Below are 25320 nucleotides of genomic sequence, written 5' to 3'. Positions count from 1 at the left end.
GACCAGTTGATCTCCGCTCCTACCGCACCACTGCCGCGGGGAAGCTACGTGCTTGGAAAACGACATCCGGGACTGGATCAAGCGGCGGGGTCGCTGCCCACCAGCATCGGTGCGTACACCGACTCGACCAGGGCACGGCGCAGCCCGCCCGGGACGATCGTGGTCAGGCCGACAACGGCGCCGACGCGACGAAGGTTGGTTCGTCGCCGATGGGCTTGCGCGTCATGGTCAGTGAAACGCTCATCCCTAGCAGCAGGAAGAACCCTGCGACGAGGAACGCGGTCGTGTAACCGTGCGTGATCTGCACGACGTAGCCGGTCACGATCGGCGCGGCCAAGCCGAAAGCGTTACCACCGATCAACGCGATGCTGTTGGCCCGGCCCGCCAACCTCGGCGAACGCAGCAGATCGGCCAGCAGAGCCAGGTTCATCGACACCGCACTGGACACGAAGGTCATCGACACGCTGATCAGGCCCAGGATGACCGCCATCGACGAGACGAACGGGGTGATCAGCACCACCGAGGACAGCAGTAGACATCCTGCCACCATCAGCCTGCGCTTACCGGAAGCGACGGCGTCCTCGTCGAGCATCCGGTCGAACACCACGCCCAATGCGATGCCCAGCACCATGGCGACGACGTACGGAATCGCGGTGAACGCTCCCGACTTCAACACCGACAGGTTGTGGACCTGCTCCAGGTAGCCGGGCAGCCAGGTCAGGAACATGTACTGGGTGTAGACCGCAGCGGACTGCACCAGCGTTACGCCCCACATGCTGCGCCACCGCAGCAGTTCCAGGACACCCGCCCGCAGACCTCCGGTCTCCTCGGCCTGCCGGGCCAGACCCCGTTCCCGCAGGATCTTGTCCCGCTCCTCGGTGCTCAGCCAACGCGCTTTGGCCGGGTCCCGGAACCAGACGAGCCACGCGGCCAGCCACCCGAAACCGACGGCGCCGAGAATGACGAACGCGATGCGCCAGCCGAACTCGGTCACCAGCGCGGCCGTGACGATGGACCCCAGTGCGGGACCGGCGTAGGCACCGGAGTTGTAGGTCGCGACGACGCGACCGCGTTCGGCGGCGGGGGCCCACTCCTGAACGACCCGTCCGCACGCGGGGTAGGTGGTGGATTCACCGATTCCCATCAGCAGGCGGGCGCCTACGAGCGCCCCGAAACCGCGGACCACCCCGACGAGCACGGTGGCTGCGGACCACACCGCGATGCTGATCGCGTTGGTCCACCGGGTACCCATCCGGTCGGTGATGATGCCGGCGGGGATCAGGCACAGCAGATACGACCACAGGAACGCGGACAACAGCAGGCCCATCTGGCCCGGCGTCAGCCCGAATTCCTTGCTGATCGGGGTGGCTGCGACCGACAGCGCGGACCGGTCCATGTAGTTGATGGCGACCAGCAGGAACAGCAGGACGTATATCCACAATCGTCTTCGGGCAGCGCGCATGGTGAACCTCGTTGTTCGATATCAGATGAGAAAAACGGAAAGTGGTTGTCCGGCAACCATTCCCGGCGGAGCAGCGGAAGATTCGCCGGGATCGCCGCGACTCAGGAGAGCAGGTCGATCATCGTCGGCGCCGACTTGCCGGGCAGCCATGCCTGGATGCCACCGCGGAGCTGGGAGTGCGCGATCACCTCGCGATCCCGCAAACTGATCATTCGATCGTGCCCGCAGACCAGCACCATGCTGGGATCGGCAAGCAGCATTTCGCGGATCTTGGCAATGCTGCGCCGGCTCGCCTCGGCGTACAGGGTCATGTCGGCATCGCCGCTGAGCAGTTCCGCCTCGTTCTTCACCGCGTCACCGCTGAACAGCAGCGGTCCCTCGGAACCCGCGATTCGGTAGGCGAAATGTCCCGGGGTGTGGCCGGGGGTGGCAATCGCGCGCACGTCCCGAAGTGGTTCGGCCCCGTCTTCGATCCGCACCACGTTCTCGGCGGTGACGAGCTTTTCCACGTGGAATTCCGGAAGTTCCCAGGTGCCGACCGGCTGGACAGCCGCCCATTCCAGTTCAGGGCGCGGCACGATGACCCGTGCGTTGGGAAACAGGGGGAAGTTGCAGGCGTGGTCCCAGTGGCAGTGGGTGAGGATGACGGTGGTGACATCAGTGGGCTCGACGCCGTATTCCCGCAGCGCCGCGAGCATGGGCGTCCGGTAGCCGTAGCCGCCGGTGTCGACCAGGATCGTCTCGCCATGCCCGCGAAGCAGTGGAACGGTGCTCCACCCCAGGCCGCCGTGATCCGTGCTGCGCCCAGGAAATCCCTGGATGAGGATGCTCAGTTCGTACATCGATGCCTCTTTCTCGGTGTGCGAGTCAGCGGTCGCGGTTCGGTCCCGCGATCCGCACGCCGTACCCAGCGAGCGCGGCGAGGACGCCCGGCATGCCGCCGGTGGGTTGCACCTCCAGCACCTCGTAGTGCGCGATGCCCTCGATGGCGAAGGGGTCGGTGGCGGCCAGCTGTTCGATCTCCGCGCGGTCACCGTCTGCGGCCAGGATGAATCCGCCTTCCCGGGGGACTCGGCGACCGGCGACCAGGAACCGACCGGAGGCGAACTGCTCGTCGAGCCATGCGCGGTGTTCCGTCAACACAGCATCGACCTGATCGAGCGGGACCTGGTAGGTGGGCAGGAGAACGAACACGAAGCACCTTTCTGGGACGCGAGGGCGGGAATGGTGTGGGGCTGGCTACCAGCGCGGCAGGGTTGCCGGTGGCTCGCCGGGGTTGTCCCAGGACAGGAATCCGGTTTCCTGCCACCGCTGGTGGCAGGACTCCAACTGGTCGGGGTCGACCGTCACCCCGAGTCCCGGACCCGTCGGAACGCGCATCCGGCCGCCGGTGATGGGCAGTCGCTCCCCGACATCGGCCTGGAGGTACAGGTAGTGGCTGTCCGAGGCGTACGGCAGGTTCGGCAGACAGGCTGCCAGCTGCAACTGGGCGGACTGGGAGATCGCCGTCTCCATGCTGCTGTGGATGCCGACGTCCCGACCGAGCAGTTCGGCCATTCGACCGGCGATCATCGACGCCCGGAAGCCGCCGTACCAGTTCAGATCGATCAGCGGGATGTCAATCGCGCCGAATGCCTGGTCCAGGGCCATGGTTTCCAGCGAGGCCACCGCCTGGTTGCTGGCCAGCGGCACGCCCGGGCTCAGCTGCCGGATCCGGGCGTTCTTCGCCAGGGTCGCCCCCGGATCCTCGACGAACTCGACGCCAAGATCCCGGCAGATCGACAGGAACCGAGCCCCGGTGCTCACCCCCCAACCGCCGTTGGGATCGATTCGCAGACGATGGTCGGGGAACTCGCTCCGCAGCCGGTGCAATGCGCGGAGTTCCCGATCGGGATCCAGCACACCGCACTTGTACTTCAGGGTCGCGAAGCCGTACCGGTCCACCACGTCGTGCGCCGACGCCAGCAGGCTGTCCTCGGTGTCCTGCTCCGGGGTCTCCCCGAAGTAGTAGAGGTAGCCCGCGATGTCGATTTCGTCCCGGACTCGGCCGCCGAGCAGGTCCGCCACCGGTCGGCCGGTGGCCTTCCCGATCAGATCCAGGCACGCCATCTCGATCGCCGAGTAACTTTGCACCGCGACGGTGCCGGAGAACAGTTCCACCAGTCCCTGCGGCGCCATCCGCCAGCGCAGCACCTCCAGCTGGTACGGGTCCATGCCGATCAGGGACGGCGCCACCCCGGCGAGCAGGGTGTAGCGCAACTGGTCCCCGCGGCACTCCCCGTACCCGACCAGTCCGTCCGCTGTGGACAGTTCGATGATGATGCGCTGGAACGCGCGCACCTGGCCCTGCGTGTAGCGCAGCGAGTTGCTGATCGGCAGGGTCAGGGGCAACACCCGAACCCGGTCGATGCGCAGGTCACCGGAGTCGGCCGGGCGGCGATCGGCGGAGGAAATCATGCGTGTACCGCCACAGCCCCGGTCACCTCGGCGACTCGGCGTTCCCGCACGAAGACGGTGAGTACCGCGGCCACCAGCAAGCTTGCGACCAGCACGTACAGGCCAGCGGTGAACGAGTTCGTCGCCTGCTGCACGTAGCCCATCAGGTACGGGCCGATGAAACTACCGATGTTGCCGATCAGCGAAATCATGCCGATCGCCGCGCCGGTCAGGTGCTGCGGCACCGTCTCCATCGGAATGGCCCAGAACGGGGCATGCATGGCGAACAGGAAGAATCCGGCGGCGACCAGGCAGGCCAGCGAAGCGATGTGGTTCCCGGTGAACAGGGTGGAAACCAGCAGGAACAGCGCGAGGCAGGCGAGGTCCACGCCGACGAAGACCTTCCGGCGCCGGGTTCGGTCGGCGAACCGGCCGACCACCAGCAGCCCAACCAGGGCGGCCAGGTATGGAAGGGTGGACAGCAAACCGGTGTTGACCAGGCTGGCCGACGAGATCTGCTTCATGATCGCGGGCGCCCAGGTGAAGAACCCGACCGCGCCGAGCAGCCAGAAGAGGTAGATCGCGGACAGCAGCAGCACCTGCGGGTGCAGCACGGCTTGCCGGAATCCGGTGACCTTGACGCGCTCGGTGGTGCCTGCCTGGCCATTCAGGATGTAATCGCGTTCGGCCCGCGGCAGCCACCCGGCTTGCTGCGGCTTCGCGGCTCCCACGGCGAGCACGAGCAGGGCGAACAACACCGCCGGGAAACCTTCGATGATGAACAGCCAGCGCCAACTGGTGGCTTCCACGATCAGGCCCGAAATCGGCCCCATGATCACGAAGGACAGCGGCAGGCACAGCAGCCAGATCGAGTTCGCTGTGGACCGTTCCCGGTCGGTGAACCACCGGGACAGCATCACCAGGATGGCCGGCCACACCGCCCCCTCGATCAAGCCGAGCAGGAATCGCAGCACCAGCAACTGGATCAGGTCCTGTACCAAGCCAGTGGCTATCGCCAGCACGCCCCAGCCGATCGCGAGGCCCACGATGAGCCGCTTCACGTCGAAACGTTCGGCGAGGATGCCGCCCGGGATCTGCAGGATCAGGTATCCGATGTAGAAAACGCCACCAGCGAGTCCGGCCGCGGCGTTGTCGATGTGCAGATCCGCATTCATGCCGCCAATCACAGCGAAGCCGATGTTGTTGCGATCGATGAAGTTGATGACGTAGAGGAAGAGCAGCGGAACCAGGATGTGTGTCCAGCGCTTGGCTGTGATCCGGCCGGCGGCATGCGCCAGGGACGACATCGTCTCGGAAGACACGGAACTCACCTCTTCTGTGAGGCCAGAAACGACTAGCGGGAAAGGGAACGAATGGACTGGCGGTGAAGTAGTCGACTGGGGACCGTATGCGCCGTTTTGGCGACGGGCTTGTCATCGATGAGGTCGAGCACGAGTTCAGCCGCGAGCGCGCCCATCTCCTCGACAGGTTGCCGGACCACGGTGATCGGCGGCTGGTGAAATTCCATCCACGGCGCGTCGGTGAACCCGACCAGCGAAAGATCATCGGGGCAGTGCCCGTCCTGGTCACGCAGCCCCGCGAGGATTCCTTCGGTCACGGGCGTGTTGAAGCCGATCGCGGCCGTGATATCAGGATGTCGGTGGCGCGCCTGCTTGATCGTCGATCGAGCTCCGGCGGCGGTCTGGTCCGTGTAGTAGATCAGCGGTTCGTGGCCGCTGGCCGCCATCGCGGCGCGGTAGCCGGCTTCCCGGCGCTCGGTGGTCGAGGCCGCCGCCGGTCCGAGCACGGCCACGATCTGCCGGTGCCCGGCGCGGAGCAGCGCCTCGGTCGCTTCCCGCATCGCCTCCGGCTCGTTGGTGACCACCGACGGAGCATCGAGTGCCGGCAACGTACGGCTGACCAGCACGCAGTTCCCGACCGCCGCGATGTCCTCCGCGGTCAGGGAACTGGCCACGGCCGGGGCGACGAGCAGTCCGCTGGGGCGGTAAGAGCTCAACAGGTCGAGTTGCTGCCGTTCCGTCTGGGGATCGTCATCGGAGTTCAGCAGCATGAGCGTTAGGCCGTGTTCTCGGAAAACCGCCTCGATCGCCTTGTGCAGGGTGGCGTAGAACGGGTTGGTGATGTCGGTGATCAGCAACCCGACCATCGGCGTCCTGGTGGCGCGCAGGCTGCGACCCACCGCGTTGGGGCGGTAACCGACCGCTTTCACGGCAGCCAGTACCTTTTCCCTGGTCTGCTGGCTGACGTAACCGCTACCGCGCAGCACTCGGGATACCGTCTGCGCGCTCACGCCGGCGCGGGCAGCCACCGTCTTGACCGTGACGCTGGGCTTGCCGCCGTCGGTTAACGTTGCCATGTGTTAACGTTGACATGTACGACCGAATAGAGCAAGAGACACGTTTCCGCCGGTCATCGGCGTGACAAAACCGTTACCTGGACAACTCGTCGACGGCTGCGGCCACTTCCAGACCGTGCGCGTGCAGCCACGTCTCGGCTGCGCGGAGCATCTGCCCCACTCACCGAATCGCCGAATCTGCGGCTGGCTGCCCGTGGCGGTCAGCCGTTGAGCGCCAACGGCATCAAGATCCGCCCCAAACTCCTGGTGCACCGCGCTGCCTCGCAGCACAGCCAACCCGCGGTCGTTATCCGCCGGGCATCGGAAAGCCGTTTCAGGACAACGACTCCCCCGCACTCCCCGCTACCGCAGCCGTCCGCGTTCGCGTCGAACGACTCGCTGCGCCCGTCCGGTGCGGTGACACCGGCGGCGTCTAGCACCAGCGAAAGCCCCGGCGCCGCCATCGCCGGGAGCGAGTCCTACTCGCTCGGGTAGCGCAGGTTTCAAGGACTCCTACTGGGTGTGCAAGGACCTGGTGGACGAGACCGGCCAGTTCCTGGCGGAAATCGACGCGGCGACCTCCAACGAGTCCTACAACGACACCGCGGTGATCTTCTCCGTGCTCAGCACCATCGGCCGTACCATCGACGCCGACCAGTATTCCGACGATGGGCGTTTCTTCACCTACGACGGGGAGCTGGACACCCCGCCGATCAGCTACTGGCCGATCGTGGAGTCCTTGAGCCGCAACGGAATCCCCTTCGACTCGGTGATCTTCCCGAATACCCGGCTGCGGCCGGACGACGTCACGGCGGCGAAACTGGCCAGATACCGGACCGTCGTGGTGCCCAGCTGTTGGGCCGTCAACCCGGCGCAACACCAGGTGTTGATGTCCTATCTGGAAAATGGGGGCAACGTGATCCTGCATGGCCCCTATGGTGCCGACCTTGCCCCGGAGCAGGTCAAGGCGATCATCGAGCACCCACGCACCCTGGTGGTAGCCGATCAGGAAGCGGTCGCGTCGGCCCTGCCTCGGCAGGTGGAAGCCGAGCTCGGACCGTTGGCCGCGGTGAACCTGCATCGCCTGCCGGATGACAGGATGGCCGTGCACTTGGTCAACTACGATTTCGACGAGGCGACGGACGCGGTGGTGCGCAGGAAGAACCTGGAGTTCGTCATTGCTGCCCCGGTCACTGCCGCCGAGGCGGTCGTCTACCGGCCTGGGCAGCAACAACAGATCATTCCAGTATCCGCTACGCGGGGTCGAGTGAGTTTCGTGTTGCCGGAATGCGACACGTACGCGGTGGTCGAACTGCGCTAGTCGGACGCGAGGAACAAGGGGTCAGGCGATGCGTTCCTGGTCCCTTGTTCTGGCCGTGCAGACCCCCATTGACCCGGCCCCACCGACACGAACCCTCGTGCACGTGCAGCGCCACTGCCGGTACCCCGTCGATTGCCTCGCGCACGGCCCTCAGGGTTTGCGGGCGACGCCGCCGAACTCCCACAGCTTCTTGTCCTCGGGTGCGACTACGGGAATTTCAAAGGGCAGGTCGAAGGTCATTTTCTCCGCGTACGAGTCTGGGCGCCAGAACTCGATGTCGACCAGACCTGGTTCGAGGATCTCCAGGCCATCGAAGAAACGGGTCACCTCCGCAGGTCTGCGGACTCGGCCCCAGGGCATCGACCGGTTCATGTACTCGGTGAAGTAGTCCATGGGGGCCTGGTCCTCGGCCACGAGGTGCGAGATGACGACGTAGCTGCCGGACGGCAGCGCGTCGAGCATCCGGGTCACCACGTCCCCGGGCTTGTGCTCGTCGGGCAGGCAATGCAGTACGGACACGTAGAGCGCAGCGACCGGTTCGTCGAGGTCGATGAGTTTCCGGGTGCTTTCCCCGGCCAGGATCTTCTCCGGCTCCGCCATGTCGGCCTGCAGCGCGGCCGTCTTCCCGTTGCCCTCCAGCAACGCGCGTCCGTAGGCGAGCACCACGGGGTCGTTGTCGATGTAGACGACGCGCGCGTCGGGGTTGAGTTCCTGCGCGACCTGGTGCACGGTGCGCTGGGCGGGCAGGCCGCTGCCGTTGTCGATGAACTGCCGGATCCCGGCCTCCTTGGTGAGGTAGTGCACTGCCCGCCCGAGGAAGGACCGGTTGTCCCGCGTGAACTGGAATCCTTCCGGGAAGACCTTGGCCAGTTCGTGCGCGGCCGCCCGGTCCACCTCGAAGTTGTCCTTGCCGCCGATCGCGTAGTCGTACATGCGGGCGACGCTCGGGACGGACGTATCGATTTCCGGCGGCACCCCGCCCTCACCTGCTGCGGACACTTGAACGTCCTCCCGATCTGCTCGTCCTTCCCAGACCCGCGCGCGGTCGACCGGCCCGCGTCGGCAATGGGCAGGCAATCTCGCCCGTGCGACACCGATTATTCACCCGCGATTGCCTCGCCGAACGCCGGCCATTTCGATGATCCGGCTGGGCCATGCGGGCACCGGCAAACGGGCGACGGGTCCTGAAACGGGTTGGATGGCACGAGCCGCCGCGCACGGGTGTGGAGATCGTCGGCCGAAATACGCCGCGTCGAGTTTCCAGGTCCACATCGGCATGGCGAGCGGGTGGGGACCGGTGCCGTAGGTCGCCCGAACGGACCGGTCCCCCAGCGGCTCAGCGGGCCGGGATGTCCACGCTGTAGACGGGCTCACCGGATTGTCGCTTGAGTTGCACGGTCATGGTCCGGTTGCGGGAGTTGATGCTGACGCTGCCGTAGTAGCGGCCGTTCAGCGCGATGAACCGCTCCTCGGGACCGAAGGTGGGCGAGAGCGGCTCGGATTTGGTGCGCTGGCTGGATCCGATCGGGCAGCCGACGAACTCCCACATGCCGTAGCGGGGGTATTCGATGGCCTGCGCCCAGTGCACGTCGGCGGTGATCCAGACGACGTTCTTCGCCTTGATCTTCTGGAAGTCGTCCATCAGCAGGCCGAACTCGTGCTCGTAGGCGACGTAGTCGTCCACCGGCGGCGTGGACCGGATGATGGAGATCGGGCTGGAGGTGACGATCACCTTCCACGTGGCGTTGGAGCTGCGCATGGAGTCGACCAACCACTTGCGCTGCTCAGCGCCGAAAAGGATCTTGTTTGGGCCGTCGGGGGCATCGAGCGGAGAGGCGTACTGCCTGCCGTCCACCACGAACACCTCCAGTTCCTTGCCCCAGCGGATGGACCGGTAGATCCGCTCCGGGCCGGAGGAGATGGGCCAGTAGTCGTGGAACGCCTGACGGCCGATCGGCATCAGCGGCTCCGATGGGCCGCGGAAACCGTCCGTCACCTCGTGGTCGTCCCAGTTGACGATGAACGGGACCCGGGAGGCCAACGTCTGGAGGTACGGGTCCTCCCGCATCTCCTTGTACTTCGCCCAGTACATCTCGCGGCTCGTGGCCGGGCCGCTGGCCGCGGTGGGGACGTCGCCGTAGATGGTGTCGCCGTTGAAGATGAAGAACTCCGGGTTCTCGGCGAGCATCGAGGCGAACGTCGGGTACGGCGTCGGGTTCTGGAAGCCCGATCCGGTGTCACCGCTCCAGACGAAGTGGACGTCGCGCTGGTCCTCCTTCTTCGGCGCCGTGACGAAGGTGGCGATTGGCCGCCGGACCGTGGGATCTTCGCCTTGGAGCCGCACCATGTAGAAGTACCGGGTACCCGGCGTCAGGTCACGCAGGGTCACCTGTCCGATGAAGTCCCGCTCCGCGGTCAGCGTCACGGTCTCGCTCACCAGGCCCTGCTGGCCGGCGACCTGCGCCTCATCGGACCCGTACAGCACCTGCATCGTGCCTTCGCGGCTGCCCCGGGCCCAGATCATCGCACTGGTCAAGGTGACGTCGCCGGTGACCACCCCGTGGGTCAGCCGCAGCGGCCCGCTATCCGCAGTGGACTGTGCGGGCTGCGATTCGGCCGCGACTGCCTGCGAGCCCATCATGGAGGCGGTGACCGTGCCCGCGAGGGTGGCACCTCCGCCGACGAGGAACCGCCGCCGGTTGGCGGCGTTCTCGGTGGAATGACCGTCCACTGTCTCTCCTTTGCTGGAAACGAGCGCTTGGACACTAGGCAGGCGTCATGGCAAGCCAGGAGCCAGCAGCGGAAGTGGAGGTGACAGATCTCAGAACAACCGGGACCTGACCTTGTTCGGCTTCGACCGAAGCCGTCAGGACTGAACTCCTCAACCGAGAGAGGCGGAAGACCTCGATCGACTTGGGCAGTCCTCGTCGAGTACCGTGTTGTCCACTGTGGATGGCGAGAGAGCCTGCCAAGCGGGTCAGCGCCGTGCTGTGGCTGATCGGCCCGGACAGCGGCTTCGTCACCGGCCAGACCGTCATCGTGGACGGTGGCGGGGTGTTCGTGTGATCAACAGCTGGAACACACCTCAGGACGCCCGGCCTGTCGACCCGGCGCGGCTGCACCCGCTCGGGGAGATCCCCGCGAGCACACCCGGCGAGCTCGACAAGGCGGTGCGAGCCGCGGACGAGGCGCAGCGCGGCAACTGGTCGGTGGACGGCAAGCTGCGTCAGGACCTGCGTTTGAGGGTGATCGAGCTGATGCGTCCAGCGAGTTCATCCGGTACTTCCCAGTCCTGGGGTATTCCTGTGGCGCAGGTGTCGTGCGCGGTTGCGGCCCGGATGATGGCTTCGGCGTCGTGTTCTGTGAGGCCGCTGAACCGGACCCGCGCTTTGCCGGGGCCGTCGACGGCTACGACCCCGTGGTCGGGGCACCCGCCGAGGCAGGCGACCTTGCGGACGTGCACGGTCACCTCGTTGGCATTGGCGGTGATAGCGGCGTTGAGGCGATGGCCGAATTCGCCGCTGGTGTGGGGGTCGTAGCGAGGGCAGGTGCGGCAGATCAGCAGAGGCATCGTTGACTCCGGATGCGGATGGTGGGCGGGGACGTCTCTGCCCGGCCGGTCGGGGTGCGTGCGGGCCGGGCAGAGACTGTGGAAGTGCCTCAGCTGTCGGCTGTTTCCTTGTGGAAGCGGCCGTCTTTCATGATGTAGTGCAGGTTGTCGTGGTCCTGCAGGATGGTGATGTCGGCCAGCGGGTCTCCGTCTACGAGGAGGAGATCCGCGAGGTAGCCGGGCTGGACCTTGCCGAGTTCGTCGGGCTGGAGCATGATCTCGCCGCCGAGCGCGGTGGCCGACAGAAGCGCTTCCATGGGTGTGAATCCGAGCCGCTCGACGAAGTGCTGCAGGTCGCGGGCGTAGGTGCCGTGTGGAGTCCATGCGAAGCCGTAGTCGCCGCCGGGGAGCACTTTGATGCCGCGGCGGTGCATTTCGCTCAGTGCCTCGGTGGCGATTTCCAGTTCGCGTTTGTACCCGACGGCTTCGGCTGCTTCCTGGGGGAATCCGAAACTCTCGGCTTCGTAGAGCGTGGCGATGAGCCAGTTGATGGCGGGTGCGACGAACACCCAGTCCTTGTTGGCCTCCAACATGTCCATGCCTTCGGCGTCGGTGAAGCTGGCGTGGTAGATGATGTCGACGCCGTGGCGCAGGCACATCTTCACGCTCTCGGCACTGCGGGCATGGGCGCAGACCCGCTTGCCGCGGCGGTGGGCCTCGGCAACCGCGGCGGCGACTTCTTCGTCGGAGAAGTAGGTGTCTTCGGCGCGCTGGGTGCCGGTGATCTCCTCACCGGTCATGGACAGTTTGATCTGGTCGACGCCGACGTCGATGAGTTCGCGCACGGCCTTGCGCATGCCTTCGGGCCCGTCGGCGAACAACGTGATGCCCTTGACCAGGGCGCCGCCGGTGACCGCGATTTCCGGGCCGTTGGCCAGGTATCGCGGCCCGGGGAAGCGACCTTCGTTGATCACGTTGCGGCACACCACGTCCAGCCGCATTTTTGCCGAGGCGGCGCCCAGGCACATGGTGTAACCGGAGTCCAGGAACATGCGGGCGGACTCGATGGCGAACAGCAAGTGCTCCTCGACGGGCATGGCGCCCAGGCCGTCGAGATCGGCGCTGTTGTTCCAAGTGAAGTGGGTGTGCGCGTCGCAGAGTCCGGACATCAGCGTGCGGCCGCGCCCCTCGATCACCCGGGCGCGTTCCGCCTCGGCGGGATCGACCATGCCGACCGCGGCGATGCGGTTGTTCTCGACCAGGACGTCACCGGGATACGGGTCGGCTCCGGTGGAGTCGAAGATGCGGACATTGCGGAACAGGGTCTTGTCAGTGGGAATGGACATCGGGCGTCTCCTTTCCTCGTCGTTGAGGAAGTCCGGTCCCTCTCGCCCTCCCAGGGCGCGATGTTGTGGTGCTAGAGGAACTTCAGCAGGTGATCGGTGGTGGCGCGGGAGGCTTCGAGTGCGGTCCAGTGCCCGACACCGGGCAGGACTTCCACGGTGGCGTTGCCGTGGTGCTCGGCGAGCTGGTGGCTGATCTCGGGCGGGCCGACCTTGTCCTCGTCACCGGTGATGAGCAACAGCGGGAGCGCGGTGTCGATCGCTCCGGGATCCGTCGCCGCTGCGAGGGCCTCGCAGTTGCGGGCGTAGCCCTCCGGATCCTGGCGCATGACCAGCTCCCGGACGAAGGCTGCCACTTCGGGCTTGTCGCGGCGGGTGGCCTCGGACAGCGCATTGGCCACGACTCCGGGAGCAACGGCGGCGGTGCCCTGTTCCCGCAGCACGGCAGCCCGGTCGCGCTGGGCCTTGCGGCCAGCCTCGGCCGGTTCCCCGACCGCGCCGAGAAGCACCAGAGCCGACACCGCATCCGGGTGGCGCGCGGCCAGAGCGCGCACGACCAGCGTGCCCATCGAATGCCCGACCACAGCGGCTGGGCCGGCGTCGAGCGTGTCGAGCACCGCGGCCAGGTCGTCGGCGTGGCTTTCGATGCTGATCCCGTCAGCCACAGGCGAACGGCCTGCACCGGCGGTATCGACCCGGATCACGCGGAACCTTTCAACCAGCGCGTCGGCCTGCACTTGGTAGAAGTTGGACGTGCCGCCGAGACCGTGCACCATCAGCATTGCGGGACCGGCCCCGTCGACCTCGACGGCGATTTCCTTGCCGTTGACCTTCAACATCTCTCCCTTCATTGCTCTCAGGTGGCTCAGGCGATGCGGTTGCGGAGCCGGCCGAGCCCGGTAACCGACACTTCGACGACATCGCCACGGCGCAGGAACTTCGGCGGGTCGTAACCGATGCCGACTCCGGCAGGTGTTCCGGTCGCGATCACGTCTCCGGGCAGCAGCGTGATCCCTGCGGAGACGGTGGCGATCAGTTCCGGGATGTCGAAAATGAGGTTCTTGAGCAGAGCGAACTGGCGGACTTCACCGTTGACCGTGGTTTCCAGCTCCAAAGCGGCGACATCGACGATCTCGTCGGCGCTGACCGCGTACGGCCCCATCGGGCAGTGCGTGTCCAGCGACTTGCCCAGCAACCACTGCTTGTGGTCACGCTGCAGGTCGCGGGCCGTGACGTCGTTGACGAGCGTATAGCCCCACACGTGCCCGAAAGCCTGCTCGCGGGAAATCCCCCTGCCGCCACGGCCGATGATCACACCAAGCTCACCCTCGTAGTCGAGCTCGCAGGTCACACCCGGATGCGACTGGACATCAGCGTGCGGCCCGGTCACCGACGTCGTGGCCTTGCTGAACACGATCGGCTTGTCCGGCAGCTCCTCGGACCGCTCCGGAGTGTCGTAACCACTGCGCCCGAACTCCGCCGCATGCTCGCGGTAGTTCTTCCCGACGCAGAAGATGTTGCGGCGCGGCACCGGAATCGGCGCCAGCAAGGTCACCGCATCCAGCGACACCTCAGCAACATGCGCGACCTCCCGCTCCAACAGCGGCCCCCACCGTGCCCAATCCTCGATCAGCCCGAGCACGCCAATGCCTTCCGGAAGCAAGCCCGTCACCTCACTGATCACCCCGCGCGCGGCATCGACAACACCGACCCGCTCCTCAGCCCCCGCGGAGAACGTCACCAGCTTCATAAGCCAACCAATCGTGACCAATAGATACCAATGTTGGATAGCTGGAACCGTACGCGCGGGGGCCAACGCTGTCGATCCCTTTCAGCTGAGTTTTCTCCGGAATCCATTGGTTGCGATTGGTTCATCAGGTTAGATTGGTGGCGTGATGAGCGTGGAACAGTCACTCCGGACGCTGCTGAGCGAGGGAACCCGCGACGGCACACTCGGCCCTGGCGCCAAACTGCCCACCGAGCGTGCTCTGGTCGAACAACTCTCCGCACCCCGTAGCGCGATCCGGCGCGCACTGGAAACCCTGGAACACGAAGGGCTCGTCGTGCGCCACGTCGGACGCGGCACCTTCCTCACCGAAACCGCGCAGCAGCCCGCCGCGACCGCGGCCGACGACACAAGCCCGGCCGAGATCATGCAGGTCCGTCTTCTCGTCGAGCCCCCGGTCGCCGCCCTCGCCTCCCGGGTCGCCACCCAGGCCGACCTTGACCGCATCACCCGCTGCCTCGACCGAGGAGGCGAAGCCGACGACTTCGCCAGCTTCGAAACCTGGGACGCCAGACTGCACCGCGCCATCGCCGAAGCTACGCACAACAGTCTGCTCATGACCATGTTCGACGTCATGAACACCGCACGGGGCCTTCCCGTGTGGGGAAGCCTCAAACGCCGCACCTCCACCCCGGAACGGCGACGCTGCTACCACACCGAGCACACCGCCATCGTCGAAGCACTCCGCGACCGCGACCCCGACACCGCGCACAACACGATGCGCAGCCACCTCAACAACGTCGCCAACAACCTGCTCGGCCAACGCTGAACCGCCAGCAGCGACTGCCAGCAGATAGTTGTACCGGGTCGTCTCCGGGTGGTTGGCCGAACGCAAGCTGCGGTCCCAATCCCGCAGATACCCCGCCCACACCGTGGACAGGCCCACACTCAGGCGATCAAGATCAAGAAGCGGCATCGCGAACCTCCGAAGTCAAGGTGTCCAACAGCGGCGTGCTTGACTTCGAAGAACCGACCCACAACATCAAAAAAGGTCTCCGCAGACTGTGACCTGCGAAGACCCTTCCGACCGTCGGGACGACAGGATTTGAACCTGCGACCCCTTGACCCCCAGTTTCGTCCACAGAAGACGGTCATCAGCGAAAACCCTGAAACCGCAGGACAATTCGGTGCGGTACAGCACCGTTGAGAGCAACACAACGCAGTTCAGGACTGCACGTTCCTCCCATTTCCCTCCCACAGCTTGAGAGCGCCTGCACAGCCAAAAAAACCGCCGCGGCGAGGATGTTCCCGCGCCGGCACCGGGGTGGTCGCCAACACGGCTCCCGGCACGGCGGCGTACCGCCGCTGCCACATCCCCACGTCGCACCACGGTTACAGCGACCGTCGCCACCCACAAACACATGATCAGGTTTCTTTTCGAAGGGGCTCGGTCAATTTCCGGGTATTTGGTCCTCGATGTCATCGGGACTTTGGGCCCAGGGCGGCGAAAAATCATGGATCAGGCGAGAAAAACCACCTTCGGAAGGAAGATGCGGGAATAGCGCGCTCCCGTGGCGCGTTAACCATAGCGGGTATCGCATCGGCACAAATCCCGCGCCTCGAACGAGAATCAGAGCTCATTCGCGATATCTGATCTCCATGCACAAGACAGGGGAATAGTTCAATGTACGCAAGTATGCGAGCAGTCGTCGCGTTGGCGCTAGCCGCGCCACTGGCACTGGGAATCGGGGTGGCGGTTTCGACTGCCGCCAACGCGGCACCGGCTTCGGCGGTGGTGGTGGACCAAGGTCAGGGCCACAATAGCGATGGGACCAGCAGCGGTTCCGATGGCGAGGCCGGCACCGACTAAGACGCCGCCATTTCCGCCATCCGCCACGCGCTTGACCTTGGAATCAACTTCTTCGACACCGCCCAGGGCTACGGCCTCGGCGCGTCGGAACGGATCCTTGGCAAGGCATTGCGCAAGGTGATCACCAACGATCGAGACGGCGTGGTCATCGCGACCAAGGGCGGCATCCGGCCCAATGGCGGTGGACGCGACGCCTCAGCGGCATAGCGGCGTCGCGGTGCGGAGGAGAGCCTGCGAGCGCTCGGGGTCGACACCATCGACCTCTGCCAGGTCCACTGGCCGGACGAGACCGTTCCGGCTGAGGAGACCGCAGGCGCGCTCCAGGAACTCGTCGAGGCGGGCAAGATCCGATATGTCGGCGTGTCCAACTACGACGCCAAGCAGATGGCGGAATTCTCCGCCGTGCGTCCGGTGGACACCCTGGCAGCCGCCCTACCACCTGTTCCGACTGGGGATCGAGGCCGAGATCCTGCCTTACACCATCGAGCACAACATCGGCGTGCTCCCCTACAGCCCGCTCGCCAGCGGAATGCTCACCGGTCGGTTCGACGAGAACACCACGTTCGAGGACACCGACTGGCGCAGCAGGGCGACCGCCTTCACGGGCGAGGCGTTCCGTCGCAACCTGGCTGTGGTGCGCGAACTCGAAGAGTTCGCCGCAGAGCGCGACATCACCGTCAGCCAACTCGCCATCGCACGGGTTCTCGCCCAGCCAGGCGTTCACGTCGCGATCGTCGGTGCCCGCAGCAGCGCCAACATCGAGGCAAGCGCCCAGGCCACCGACGTCGACCTGAGCGCGGACGACCTCGCACGAATCGACACGATCGTCGCGGACGGTGTCCCCATCGAGGGCGCCACCCCAGAGGGCGTGCTCTAGTCCGAATCGACCGGACACTGCGCCAGCCGACTTCGATGCGCGGTGACGGCACCGCCGGGTGTGCTCGGCGCCGCTGTCACCTCGTGCCCCGGTCCGGCGTCGCACCGGGGCACGAGGCAGCGCCTTACGCGCGCAGCCGGGAACCTGATCAACGAGAAGCTCTCCCGGCTGGGCGCGGTCGGTTCCAGCGGAAAGCTCCGGATGAAACATGTCCCTGACTTCATTTAGCCTGCGCGAAATGTTCGGCCCTTAGCGTGCTTCGTGTGATCACAGATCACAGATCACACCGAGATGAGGGGTGCCGATGGATGGTTCCGTCGTTACGGTGGAGACCGTCTACGACGAGGTCTACAGCAGGCTGCGCACTGGGATCACGAGTGGTGTCATCGCCCCCGGGGGCAAGATGTCGATCCGGTCGATCGCGGACCGTCTCGGCGTGAGCACCATGCCGGTGCGAGAGGCGTTGAAGCGGCTGGAATCCGACGGCTTGGTCGTCTTCCACCGGCGCAGCGTGACCGTCGCGGCGCTCTCGGCGAAGGAAGTCGAGCAAATCTTCGACATCCGATGGCGGTTGGAAGGACTCGCGAGCGAGTGGGCCATCAGCAAGGTGACCGACCGGGACATCGCCGAACTCGACGCGATCCTGTCGTCGATGGAACGAGCCGACATCGAGCCCTTGCAGTGGCGGCTCCGCAACCAGCAATTCCACCTCCGGTTCTACGAGTGCGCGGGCAGTGCCCACCTCCTGGAGCTGATCCACAAGGTGTGGGACAAGGTGGAGCCCTACATGGCCATCTACGCCACGAACGTCGAAAGCTTCGATCAGGCTCGCCGGGAGCACCGCGAACTGCTGGCGCTCATCGCCGAGCGCGACCCGCCCCGGCTGCTCGATGCCACTGAACGGCACCTCGCGGACACCAGAACCGTTGTGCTGGCGGCACTTTCAGCTTAGAGGTTGCACGACTTGGCTTCCGTAGCGGTGCGGGTAGCGGAACCTCCGACGCTCCCTGGACTGCGGGAGCCCCGATTCATGTATGTCCGATGCACAGCGCTGGGCTGTCCTCGCCGGGACACGTCTGAGAACCCGCAGCGGCGCAAGCTTGGGAGAGCAGGAAAGACGAAGCGGCTTCGCAGCTTGTCTGACGCCGACCTCCCAACCAAATCGCGCGCCTTCCAAGTAGCCATTTCCGCGCCCACCGTTGTGCGCATCTCCACGCTGTCACCCCACCCACCGGAGGTCTTTCCATGACCGCACAAGTGGACCAGGAACTCTTCGAAAGCGAATACGAGAACGAACCGGTCCCGATTGCCAAGCGGCGGTCGCTGTTCTCGGTCACGAGCGTGTGGGCGGGCTTTCCGATGATCATCACCGGCGCCGTGACAGGGGCGACGCTGGTGACCGGGATGGGATTCGCCGCCGGTGCCGCCGCGATGGTGATCGGCAACCTCCTGCTGTTCGGCTACGTCGGGCTGCTCAGTGCTCTCGCTGCCAGCCGCGGGGAGAACTTCTCGTTGCAGGCGGCCCGCACCTTCGGCTCCAGGGGCTACGTAGTGTGCTCGGCTTTGCTCTCGACGCTGGTCCTGGGGTGGTTCGCCGTGCAGACCGGCCTGGTGGGCGACAGCGTGGCCAGTTCCTTCGACGTCGACATCACCCTCGTCACCATCGTCGCGGGAGTCCTGTTCACCGCGATCACGCTGCTGGGCATCCGTGCGCTGTCGATCATCGGACTGATCTCGGTCCCCCTGTTCCTGGTCCTGGGCGTCTACGCGGTGGTCCAGGCGATGGCAGGCGGCGGCGCGGTGTGGTCCTACCCAGGTGACCCGGCTGTGGATCCGCTGTCCCTCGGGGCGGGCGTCACGCTGGTCTTCGCGCTCTTCGCCGACTCCGGGACGATGACCGCCGACTTCACGCGTTGGTCGAAGAACCCGAAGGAAGCGGTCATCGCGACCGCGTCAGCATTCCCGGTCAGCAACCTGATCGCGATGCTCATCGGCGGCAGCATCGCGGCGGCGACGCTCGGCGGGGACGCCGACGTGTTCGGCCTGATCGTCGGCAAAGGCGGGATCTTCACCGTGCTGGCCGTGATCCTGCTGTTCGTCAACCTCGGTTCGGTGTGCACGCACTGCCTCTACAACGGTGCGGTCGGGTGGTCGACCATCCTGAACGCCAAAATGCGCGTGCTCACGCTGGTCATGGGTGTCGTCGGAATCGTCATCGCCTCCTTGGGCATCTGGAGCTACTTCATCGACTGGCTCAACCTGCTCGGTGTGGTCGTACCCCCGATCGGCGCGATCATGGTCGTGGACCAGTTGCTGCGTCGCCGGGCGACAGGGCCGATGCCGGCGGTGCGGTACCAGCCCTTCGTGGCCTGGGCGGCCGGTTCCGGAGTGGCGCTCATCGTGAACTTCCAGGCTCCGTGGTTCTCGACCGTCGTCGTGGCGATCGCCGTTTCCGCCGTCGGCTACGCGCTGCTCGTCGGCGCCGGTCGCGACGAAGCTTCCGCCGATGTCGTCGTCGCGAGCGACCCCGAGCCCGTTTCCTCCGCAGAGAAGGACAACTCATGACAGTCGATCACCACGAACTCACCGTCACGCGATTCCACGCGAGCCTGCTCGCGAAGGAGTTGACGGCGGAAGAACTGACGCGGTGGTACCTCGACCGCGTCAAGAAGCACAGCGAGGCCGGCGCCGAACTCCAGGCGGTGGTGACGGTCAACGACGACGCGCTGGCCGAGGCCCGTGCGCTGGATGCCCGGTTCGCCGAAACCGGGACGCTGAGCGGACCACTGCACGGCGTACCCGTGCTGGTGAAGGACCAGGCGGAGACCGCGGGCATCAGAACGACGTTCGGTTCAAAGCTCTTCGAGGACTACGTCCCCGATACTGACGCCACGGTCGTCGCGAAGCTCAAGCAAGCCGGTGCCGTCATCCTGGCGAAGGCCTCCATGTGCGACTTCGCCGCGGGATGGTTCTCGGCGTCGTCGATGACCGACCACACCAAGAACCCTTATGACCTGACCAGGGATTCGGGTGGGTCGAGTGCGGGCTCGGCGGTGGGGGTGTCGGCGAACTTGGCACTCCTCGGGGTGGCTGAGGACACCGGTGGCTCCATCCGGATCCCCGCGTCGTTCACCAACCTGTTCGGCCTGCGGGTAACCACTGGGCTGATCAGCCGGACCGGTTTCTCGCCTCTGGTGCACTTCCAGGACACCCCCGGACCGGTCGGACGGCACGTCGAGGACCTCGCCGTCCTGCTGGAGGCAATCGTCGGCTACGACCCCGCCGACCCGTTTACCGCCGTCAACGACCCGAAGCGCGAAGCCGGCGAATACGTTGCGGCGGTGGAGAACGCGCCGGATCTGTCACAGTGGACGGTGGGCGTAATCGACTCGGCGTTCGGATCGGACGACGTGGACGACGCGAGACTGGTGAACACTGTGGTACGGGAGGCGATTGGCGCTCTGCGCGGTGCAGGGACCACGGTGCAGGAGGGTCTCGCCATCGACGACCTCCCCCGATGGATCGCTGTGACGTCCCTGTACGCCAAGCAGTCCAAGTCCGACATCGACGGGTTCCTCTCGACCCGCCCGTCGACGCCGGTGAACAGCTTCCGCGAGGTTTATGACAGCGGGGTCTTCCACCCGCTCAACGACCTGTTCCATGACATCGCGGGAGCGCCGGTCGACGCGGAGGAAGACCCGGACTACCACAGGTTCCGGGTCAACCAGGAGAAGTTCCGCCGCATGATCCTCGATCTGATGGCCCGCAGCCGCACGGACTTCCTGATCTACCCGACGGTTCAGGTAGTCCCGCCGACGCGCGCCGACCTGGAGGCAGGCCGCTGGACCGCGCTGACGTTCCCCACCAACACGGTGATCGCCTCCCAGACAGGACTGCCCGCAGTGACGGTTCCGGCGGGCTTCACCCCGGCGGGGCTGCCCGTGGGCTTGGAGGTCTTGGGACGGCCGTTCTCGGAGCGGGATCTGCTGAGCTTCGCGCGAGCGTGGGAACGGGCCGCGCGACCCCGGCGGGCGGCTTCCATTGATTGACTTGACGACGCGGCGGATCGATCTGAACTCCGATCTGGGCGAGAGCTACGGCGTGTACCGCTACGGCAACGACGACGAGATGATGCCGCTGATCACCTCGGCGAACGTGGCCTGCGGTTTCCACGCCGGCGATCCCCGCGTCCTGCGGGATTCGGTGCGGCTCGCCGCGCGCGATGGAGTGCGGATCGGCGCCCACGTCGGGTTGCCCGATCCGCTCGGGTTCGGGCGTCGGGCGATGGAGATCTCGCCCGATGACGCCTACTCCTACACGCTGTACCAGCTCGGTGCCCTGGGCGGATTCCTGGTGGCACAGGGGCTGTCGATGAGTCATGTGAAACCACACGGCGCGCTGTACATGTCGGCCACCCGCGATCAGACCATCGCCCATGCCATCGCCGCGGCGACTGTCGACTACGACCGCGGTCTGGAGGTCTACGCCCTGCCCGGGTCTGCGATGGCCTCGGCCGCGGCGGAACGGGGACTGCGGGTGGTGCCGGAGTACTTCGCCGACCGTCCCTACCAAGGGGCGGACGTGACGATGTTCGGCTGGACGCCCGAGGACATCGGAAGCGCTGCGGACGCCGGTGCCCGGGTAGCCGCGATGCTGGCCGACCCGGTGTTCGCCGACGTGCGGACCGTTTGCGTGCACAGCGACACCCCCGGTGCGCCGGGAATCATGAGCGCGGTGCGAAAATCGTTGCTGGACAAGGGACTTTCGCTCGGACCATGATCGCTTCGAGCGCGGAGGAGGAGGGACGATGACAGGACTTGGCGGGCTGAACCCGTCAAGACAGTCACTTTCCCGCATTCAGGCCTCGTGTCGAGAATCGCCCCGCGAAGCACCCGGGTCAAGTCTATGCAACACGTTTTGGTACTGCTTGGGGATCCGAAGCAATCGATCCTCGATCTCGGAAGAGAAGCTCCACGCCAGCGGGTTCACGTGACCTCGTCAACCGCGACCCGGCACCGCCCATCGGCACCTGGCCCGGCAACGCGAAACCCGCCCCCTCACCCGTGGTTGCTGTTGCGCGCCACCGAAGAAACGAGGGTCGCCGTGCCCGGCACCAGCGGGCTGGGGATGCTCGCGTGTAACGGGCTTTGGCGCGCCGGAGAACGCACCGAGCCCGCGTCCTCGATCGGCGCGACGTCGTCGCCCATCGAGTGGGTGCCGACCGATGAGCCCAGCAGGCGTTCTGCTCGGAAACCCCGCGCTCGCCGGGATTTGACCGATTCTCAGCTGCACGCAGGGCGCCAGCGCAGGCTCGCCCACGACGGCGATGCAGTTGCTTCTTACCTCGTGGTCGACGGCGACAGCGGCCATTCCGCGTTCATCCGAGTGATGGGTGCGGGACCTGTACCGCAGAGTGCGGTGCCCCTCGGCGTGCGAGCGCGAGATTCGCAACGAATACCAGGTCAACGACCAGAAGGAGCAGTGACGTGAAGAATCCGATGACCCGCCGCACCTTGCTTGGTGCTGCAGGTGCACTCGGCCTCGCCAGTGTCACCGGAGGGACGGCTGCTGCGGCACCGGCCACCCTGGTGGCGCGTCCCACACCCAAGCGCGGCTTCAATCCGATGGAGACGACAGTCGCCGACATCCACCGCGCCTACCACACCGGTCAGCTCACCTGCCGGGAACTCGTCCAGTCCTATTTGGACCGGATCGCCGCATATGACAAACAGGGGCCTGCGGTGAACTCCATGCTGTTCGTCAACCCGCGGGCGCTGGAGCTCGCCGACCAGCTCGATCGGATGCCACGCGGCATGCAGGGACCCCTGCACGGGATCCCGGTGGTGCTCAAGGACAACTACGACACGATGGACATGCCCACCACCGGCGCCTCCGCGGCGCTGGCGGGCGCGCAGCCGTCCCGGGACGCCACCGTGGTCGCCCGGATGCGCCAGGCCGGTGCGCTGATCATCGGCAAGGCCAATCTGCAGGAATTCGCGCTCGGCGGGGTCACCGTCAGCTCGCTGGGCGGGCAGACGAAGAACCCGTACGACCTCACCCGAACGCCGGGCGGTTCCTCCGGCGGTACCGCCGTCGCGCTGGCGGCCAACTTCGCCGCGATCGGCGCGGGCAGCGACACCGTCAACTCCCTGCGCTCCCCTGCTTCGGCGTGCGACGTGGTCGGCTTCCGGCCGACGTCCGGGCTGGTCAGCAGGGCTGGTGTCATCCCGGTGTCGTTCACCCAGGACGTCGTGGGACCGATGGCCCGCACCGTTGCCGACGCGGCGCGGCTGCTTGACGTGATGGCCGGCTACGACCCTGCCGACCCGATCACCGCAGACGGCGTCTCCCACCAGCCGGGCACCTACAGCGCATTCCTCGACCGGAACGAGGTGCGCGGCGTCCGCATCGGCGTGCTGGACACGCTGTTCGGAACAGGCCCGGAATCCGCCGAGGTCAACGCGCTGATGGAGGAGGCGATCAAGCGGTTGGAGCGGTTGGGGGCGACCATCGTGCACCTGTCCGACCCGGCGCTGGACTCCGCGGCACTGAGCCGCGACCTCGACGTCCAGGTGTACGAGTACGCCTCCGCCATCAACGACTACCTCGGCATGCCGGACGTGCACGCCCCGGTGCACTCGCTGGAAGAGCTCATCGCCTCCGGCAAGTGCCATCCGGACGTTCAGGGCTTCCTCAACTCGGCGGCTGCCCACCCCAACGGGCTGGAGGAACCGGAATACCAGGAACGCCTGCTCGGCATCGAAGCGGTGAAGCAGCGGGTGCTGGATGTCATGGCACGCCACGAAGTGGACGTGCTTACCTACCCGCACCAACAGATCCTCGCGGTCCCGATCGGGGAAAGCAATCAGGCCAAGCGCAACGGAATCCTGGCCGCGCTGTCCTCCTGCCCGGCGATCACGCTGCCCGCCGGGCTGACCGCCGCCACCGCTGCCGCGCCGAGCGGCGTGCCGGTCGGCATCGAGTTCCTCGGCCGTCCGTGGAGCGAACCGCAGCTGATCGGGGTGGCACACGGATTCGAGCAGGCATCCGGCGCGCGGCAGCTGCCCGACTCGGTGCCCGCCCTGTCCTGAGCATTCACCTGCCCGAGCGGAGGCCCTGCCAGCGGACCGCTGGCAGGGCCTCCGCGGTCTCAACGCTGGCCGCCATCAATGCGGCCTGGCCAGTGGTTCGGGGACAGCTCGGGACAGGTAGCAACCGCCCGTCCTACCTTGGATCTAGCGCTACTGGGCGACACGCCTCCGCGTCGGCGCTGACTACTGTCTGGCCTGCTACCGCGCAGCGGCGACGACGATGCGGTCCCCCGGTTGCAGCTAGCGGGTAGGCCGAGACTGCACCCCGCCGGGGGGCGGGATTCGCGCTGGCGGCGACGACATCCCACCCGTGCCGGGCCATGCTCCATGACGTGTACGGCCGCGTGTCATCAAGCGAGACGTCGATTCGCATCTTGCTCAGATGCAGTGATACGCGACAGCTCCGAAGTCCGATCACGGCCCAAGGAACGATCACCATGTCCGACAACCCGATGTTTGTCCCATGCCGAGACGTGGCGCACCGTGGGCAGGAGTTGCACCTGTCGCGTCGTGGAAAAGGCTTACGGATGCTTACCCCGCCCGCTGATGCCTTGTATCTCGACCTGGCCAGTGTTGAACAGCTGTGGCGTTACCTGCGTGACCTGGCGGCAGAACTGCACGCCGAAGCGAACCGGTAGATCGGTCCGCCACGAGCCGTAGTCGATGATGCGCGGTGGAACCGCATGCGGGCAACGACGATGCGGTGCAGTGCCGCGTTGGCTCGGCGGCCCCCGCGGTTGAGTCGGTGCCGGCCGGTCTTGCCGGAGTGGGCGGGGATCGGCCAGGCGCCGGAGAGCTCGGCGAACGGACTTGCGTCCTCGGTCGGTCAGGATTGTCGCCGACAAGCAGCGGCTCGGATGGTCAGGAGTGGACGGCTGGGCGCAGCTGCAGCCTGTCCGGCGTGGACCGTTATTAGGCAGGTGCCGGTGTCGACGGTGTGGCTGTGTTCCCGTCGCAGCCGGTCTCGTTCTTCCTCGCTAAGCCCGCCCCATACACCGGCGCGTTGTCCCGTGTCCAGTGCCCAGGCCAGGCATTCGCTGGTCACCGGGCAGTGCTGGCAGACGGACTTGGCTTGGATGAGCTGGTCCAGGGCTGATTGGGTCGTGCCGGTGGGGAAGAACAGCTCCGGTTCCTCGGTGCGGCAGGCGGCGTGGTCGCCCCAGTTCATGTCGATCGTTTCCGTTTCGGTGCTCCTGGCCGGGGCGGAGGTGGGACGGCGGCGTTTTCGGTGTTGGGTTGTGGGTATGGCCCGTCCCCGTGTCCCCGGCTGCGGGGACGGGCCATGGCT

General features: G+C 66.2%; 22 protein-coding genes and 3 pseudogenes. 10 read left to right on the top strand and 15 right to left on the bottom strand.

The features are described from left to right. Nucleotides 1–163: 163 nt before the first annotated feature. The 7 genes from MOQ72_RS33420 to MOQ72_RS33390 all read right to left on the bottom strand — a co-directional run bounded on the left by MOQ72_RS33420 (nucleotide 164) and on the right by MOQ72_RS33390 (nucleotide 6718). Nucleotides 164–1462 carry an MFS transporter gene (locus MOQ72_RS33420; RefSeq protein WP_242189761.1) on the bottom strand — a complete coding sequence of 433 codons (1299 nt, stop codon included), beginning with the start codon at nucleotides 1460–1462 and terminating at the stop codon, nucleotides 164–166. Nucleotides 1463–1563: 101 nt separating this feature from the next. Beyond that, a complete protein-coding gene (locus tag MOQ72_RS33415; RefSeq protein WP_242189760.1) occupies nucleotides 1564–2304 on the bottom strand; it encodes an MBL fold metallo-hydrolase in 741 nt (246 codons plus the stop codon). A gap of 25 nt (nucleotides 2305–2329) precedes the next feature. Beyond that, nucleotides 2330–2656: a YciI family protein gene (locus MOQ72_RS33410; RefSeq protein WP_242189759.1), complete on the bottom strand. Its 327-nt coding sequence runs from the start codon at nucleotides 2654–2656 to the stop codon at nucleotides 2330–2332. A gap of 45 nt (nucleotides 2657–2701) precedes the next feature. After that, on the bottom strand, nucleotides 2702–3919 hold the full coding sequence (locus MOQ72_RS33405) for an enolase C-terminal domain-like protein (protein ID WP_242189758.1): 1218 nt from the start codon (nucleotides 3917–3919) through the stop codon (nucleotides 2702–2704). Further along, nucleotides 3916–5220, bottom strand: coding sequence for an MFS transporter (locus MOQ72_RS33400; protein WP_242189757.1), 1305 nt, complete (start codon nucleotides 5218–5220; stop codon nucleotides 3916–3918). The genes MOQ72_RS33405 and MOQ72_RS33400 overlap by 4 nt, the downstream gene beginning before the upstream one ends. Nucleotides 5221–5252: 32 nt before the next feature. After that, nucleotides 5253–6275 (bottom strand): LacI family DNA-binding transcriptional regulator, encoded by a 1023-nt coding sequence (locus MOQ72_RS33395; protein WP_242189756.1) that lies wholly within the window; start codon nucleotides 6273–6275, stop codon nucleotides 5253–5255. Between the two features lie 200 nt (nucleotides 6276–6475). After that, nucleotides 6476–6718, bottom strand: coding sequence for a beta-ketoacyl synthase N-terminal-like domain-containing protein (locus MOQ72_RS33390; RefSeq protein WP_242189755.1), 243 nt, complete (start codon nucleotides 6716–6718; stop codon nucleotides 6476–6478). A gap of 56 nt (nucleotides 6719–6774) precedes the next feature. On the opposite strand from MOQ72_RS33390, the gene MOQ72_RS33385 reads away from it, so the two are divergent. Next, nucleotides 6775–7575 (top strand): type 1 glutamine amidotransferase family protein, encoded by an 801-nt coding sequence (locus MOQ72_RS33385; protein ID WP_242189754.1) that lies wholly within the window; start codon nucleotides 6775–6777, stop codon nucleotides 7573–7575. A 150-nt stretch (nucleotides 7576–7725) separates the two neighbouring features. Here MOQ72_RS33385 and MOQ72_RS33380 read toward each other — a convergent pair whose 3' ends face one another. The 6 genes from MOQ72_RS33380 to MOQ72_RS33355 all read right to left on the bottom strand — a co-directional run bounded on the left by MOQ72_RS33380 (nucleotide 7726) and on the right by MOQ72_RS33355 (nucleotide 14218). Then, complete coding sequence (locus MOQ72_RS33380) at nucleotides 7726–8574, bottom strand: SAM-dependent methyltransferase (RefSeq protein WP_242189753.1); 849 nt, start codon at nucleotides 8572–8574, stop codon at nucleotides 7726–7728. Nucleotides 8575–8911: 337 nt separating this feature from the next. Next, nucleotides 8912–10306 (bottom strand): alkaline phosphatase D family protein, encoded by a 1395-nt coding sequence (locus tag MOQ72_RS33375; protein ID WP_242189752.1) that lies wholly within the window; start codon nucleotides 10304–10306, stop codon nucleotides 8912–8914. Between the two features lie 495 nt (nucleotides 10307–10801). Then, on the bottom strand, nucleotides 10802–11146 hold the full coding sequence (locus MOQ72_RS33370) for a DUF1636 family protein (protein ID WP_242189751.1): 345 nt from the start codon (nucleotides 11144–11146) through the stop codon (nucleotides 10802–10804). Between the two features lie 89 nt (nucleotides 11147–11235). Further along, a complete protein-coding gene (locus MOQ72_RS33365; RefSeq protein ID WP_242189750.1) occupies nucleotides 11236–12471 on the bottom strand; it encodes a metal-dependent hydrolase family protein in 1236 nt (411 codons plus the stop codon). 71 nt (nucleotides 12472–12542) lie between these two features. Beyond that, nucleotides 12543–13307, bottom strand: a complete 765-nt coding sequence (locus MOQ72_RS33360) for an alpha/beta fold hydrolase (RefSeq protein WP_242189749.1) — start codon at nucleotides 13305–13307, stop codon at nucleotides 12543–12545. Between the two features lie 26 nt (nucleotides 13308–13333). Beyond that, nucleotides 13334–14218, bottom strand: a complete 885-nt coding sequence (locus tag MOQ72_RS33355; protein WP_242189748.1) for a fumarylacetoacetate hydrolase family protein — start codon at nucleotides 14216–14218, stop codon at nucleotides 13334–13336. 145 nt (nucleotides 14219–14363) lie between these two features. Here MOQ72_RS33355 and MOQ72_RS33350 point away from each other — a divergent pair, with 145 nt between their 5' ends. The 9 genes and pseudogenes from MOQ72_RS33350 to MOQ72_RS33315 all read left to right on the top strand — a co-directional run bounded on the left by MOQ72_RS33350 (nucleotide 14364) and on the right by MOQ72_RS33315 (nucleotide 24670). Continuing rightward, nucleotides 14364–15023, top strand: a complete 660-nt coding sequence (locus MOQ72_RS33350) for a FadR/GntR family transcriptional regulator (RefSeq protein WP_242189747.1) — start codon at nucleotides 14364–14366, stop codon at nucleotides 15021–15023. 1050 nt (nucleotides 15024–16073) lie between these two features. Then, nucleotides 16074–16400, top strand: a pseudogene (locus MOQ72_RS45375) (aldo/keto reductase); the annotation flags it as partial. A gap of 16 nt (nucleotides 16401–16416) precedes the next feature. After that, nucleotides 16417–16941, top strand: a complete 525-nt coding sequence (locus MOQ72_RS45370; RefSeq protein WP_308198021.1) for an aldo/keto reductase — start codon at nucleotides 16417–16419, stop codon at nucleotides 16939–16941. A gap of 304 nt (nucleotides 16942–17245) precedes the next feature. Next, on the top strand, nucleotides 17246–17893 hold the full coding sequence (locus MOQ72_RS33340) for a GntR family transcriptional regulator (RefSeq protein ID WP_242189746.1): 648 nt from the start codon (nucleotides 17246–17248) through the stop codon (nucleotides 17891–17893). Nucleotides 17894–18186: 293 nt separating this feature from the next. Next, complete coding sequence (locus MOQ72_RS33335) at nucleotides 18187–19506, top strand: cytosine permease (RefSeq protein ID WP_242189745.1); 1320 nt, start codon at nucleotides 18187–18189, stop codon at nucleotides 19504–19506. Beyond that, on the top strand, nucleotides 19503–20990 hold the full coding sequence (locus tag MOQ72_RS33330; protein WP_242189744.1) for an amidase: 1488 nt from the start codon (nucleotides 19503–19505) through the stop codon (nucleotides 20988–20990). Before MOQ72_RS33335 ends, MOQ72_RS33330 begins: the two co-directional genes overlap by 4 nt. 1 nt (nucleotide 20991) lies before the next feature. Beyond that, nucleotides 20992–21720, top strand: a complete 729-nt coding sequence (locus MOQ72_RS33325; RefSeq protein WP_242189743.1) for a 5-oxoprolinase subunit PxpA — start codon at nucleotides 20992–20994, stop codon at nucleotides 21718–21720. 707 nt (nucleotides 21721–22427) lie between these two features. After that, nucleotides 22428–24032: an amidase gene (locus MOQ72_RS33320; RefSeq protein ID WP_242189742.1), complete on the top strand. Its 1605-nt coding sequence runs from the start codon at nucleotides 22428–22430 to the stop codon at nucleotides 24030–24032. Between the two features lie 437 nt (nucleotides 24033–24469). After that, entirely contained in the window at nucleotides 24470–24670 is a 201-nt protein-coding gene (locus MOQ72_RS33315) for a hypothetical protein (RefSeq protein ID WP_242189741.1), read from the top strand. Here the strand turns inward: MOQ72_RS33315 and MOQ72_RS45805 are convergent. Both MOQ72_RS45805 and MOQ72_RS33305 read right to left on the bottom strand, forming a co-directional pair. Continuing rightward, nucleotides 24622–24837, bottom strand: a pseudogene (locus MOQ72_RS45805) (transposase); the annotation flags it as partial. The gene MOQ72_RS33315 and the pseudogene MOQ72_RS45805 sit on opposite strands and share 49 nt — an antisense overlap. Before the next feature lie 132 nt (nucleotides 24838–24969). Beyond that, nucleotides 24970–25200, bottom strand: a pseudogene (locus MOQ72_RS33305) (WhiB family transcriptional regulator); the annotation flags it as partial. Nucleotides 25201–25320: the final 120 nt, after the last annotated feature.

The sequence above is a fragment of the Saccharopolyspora soli genome (genome assembly GCF_022678645.1).
Classification (GTDB): Bacteria; Actinomycetota; Actinomycetes; order Mycobacteriales; family Pseudonocardiaceae; genus Saccharopolyspora; species Saccharopolyspora soli.
Note: the sequence above shows the minus strand (reverse complement) of the source record. Positions and strands in the feature narration are given on the sequence as shown.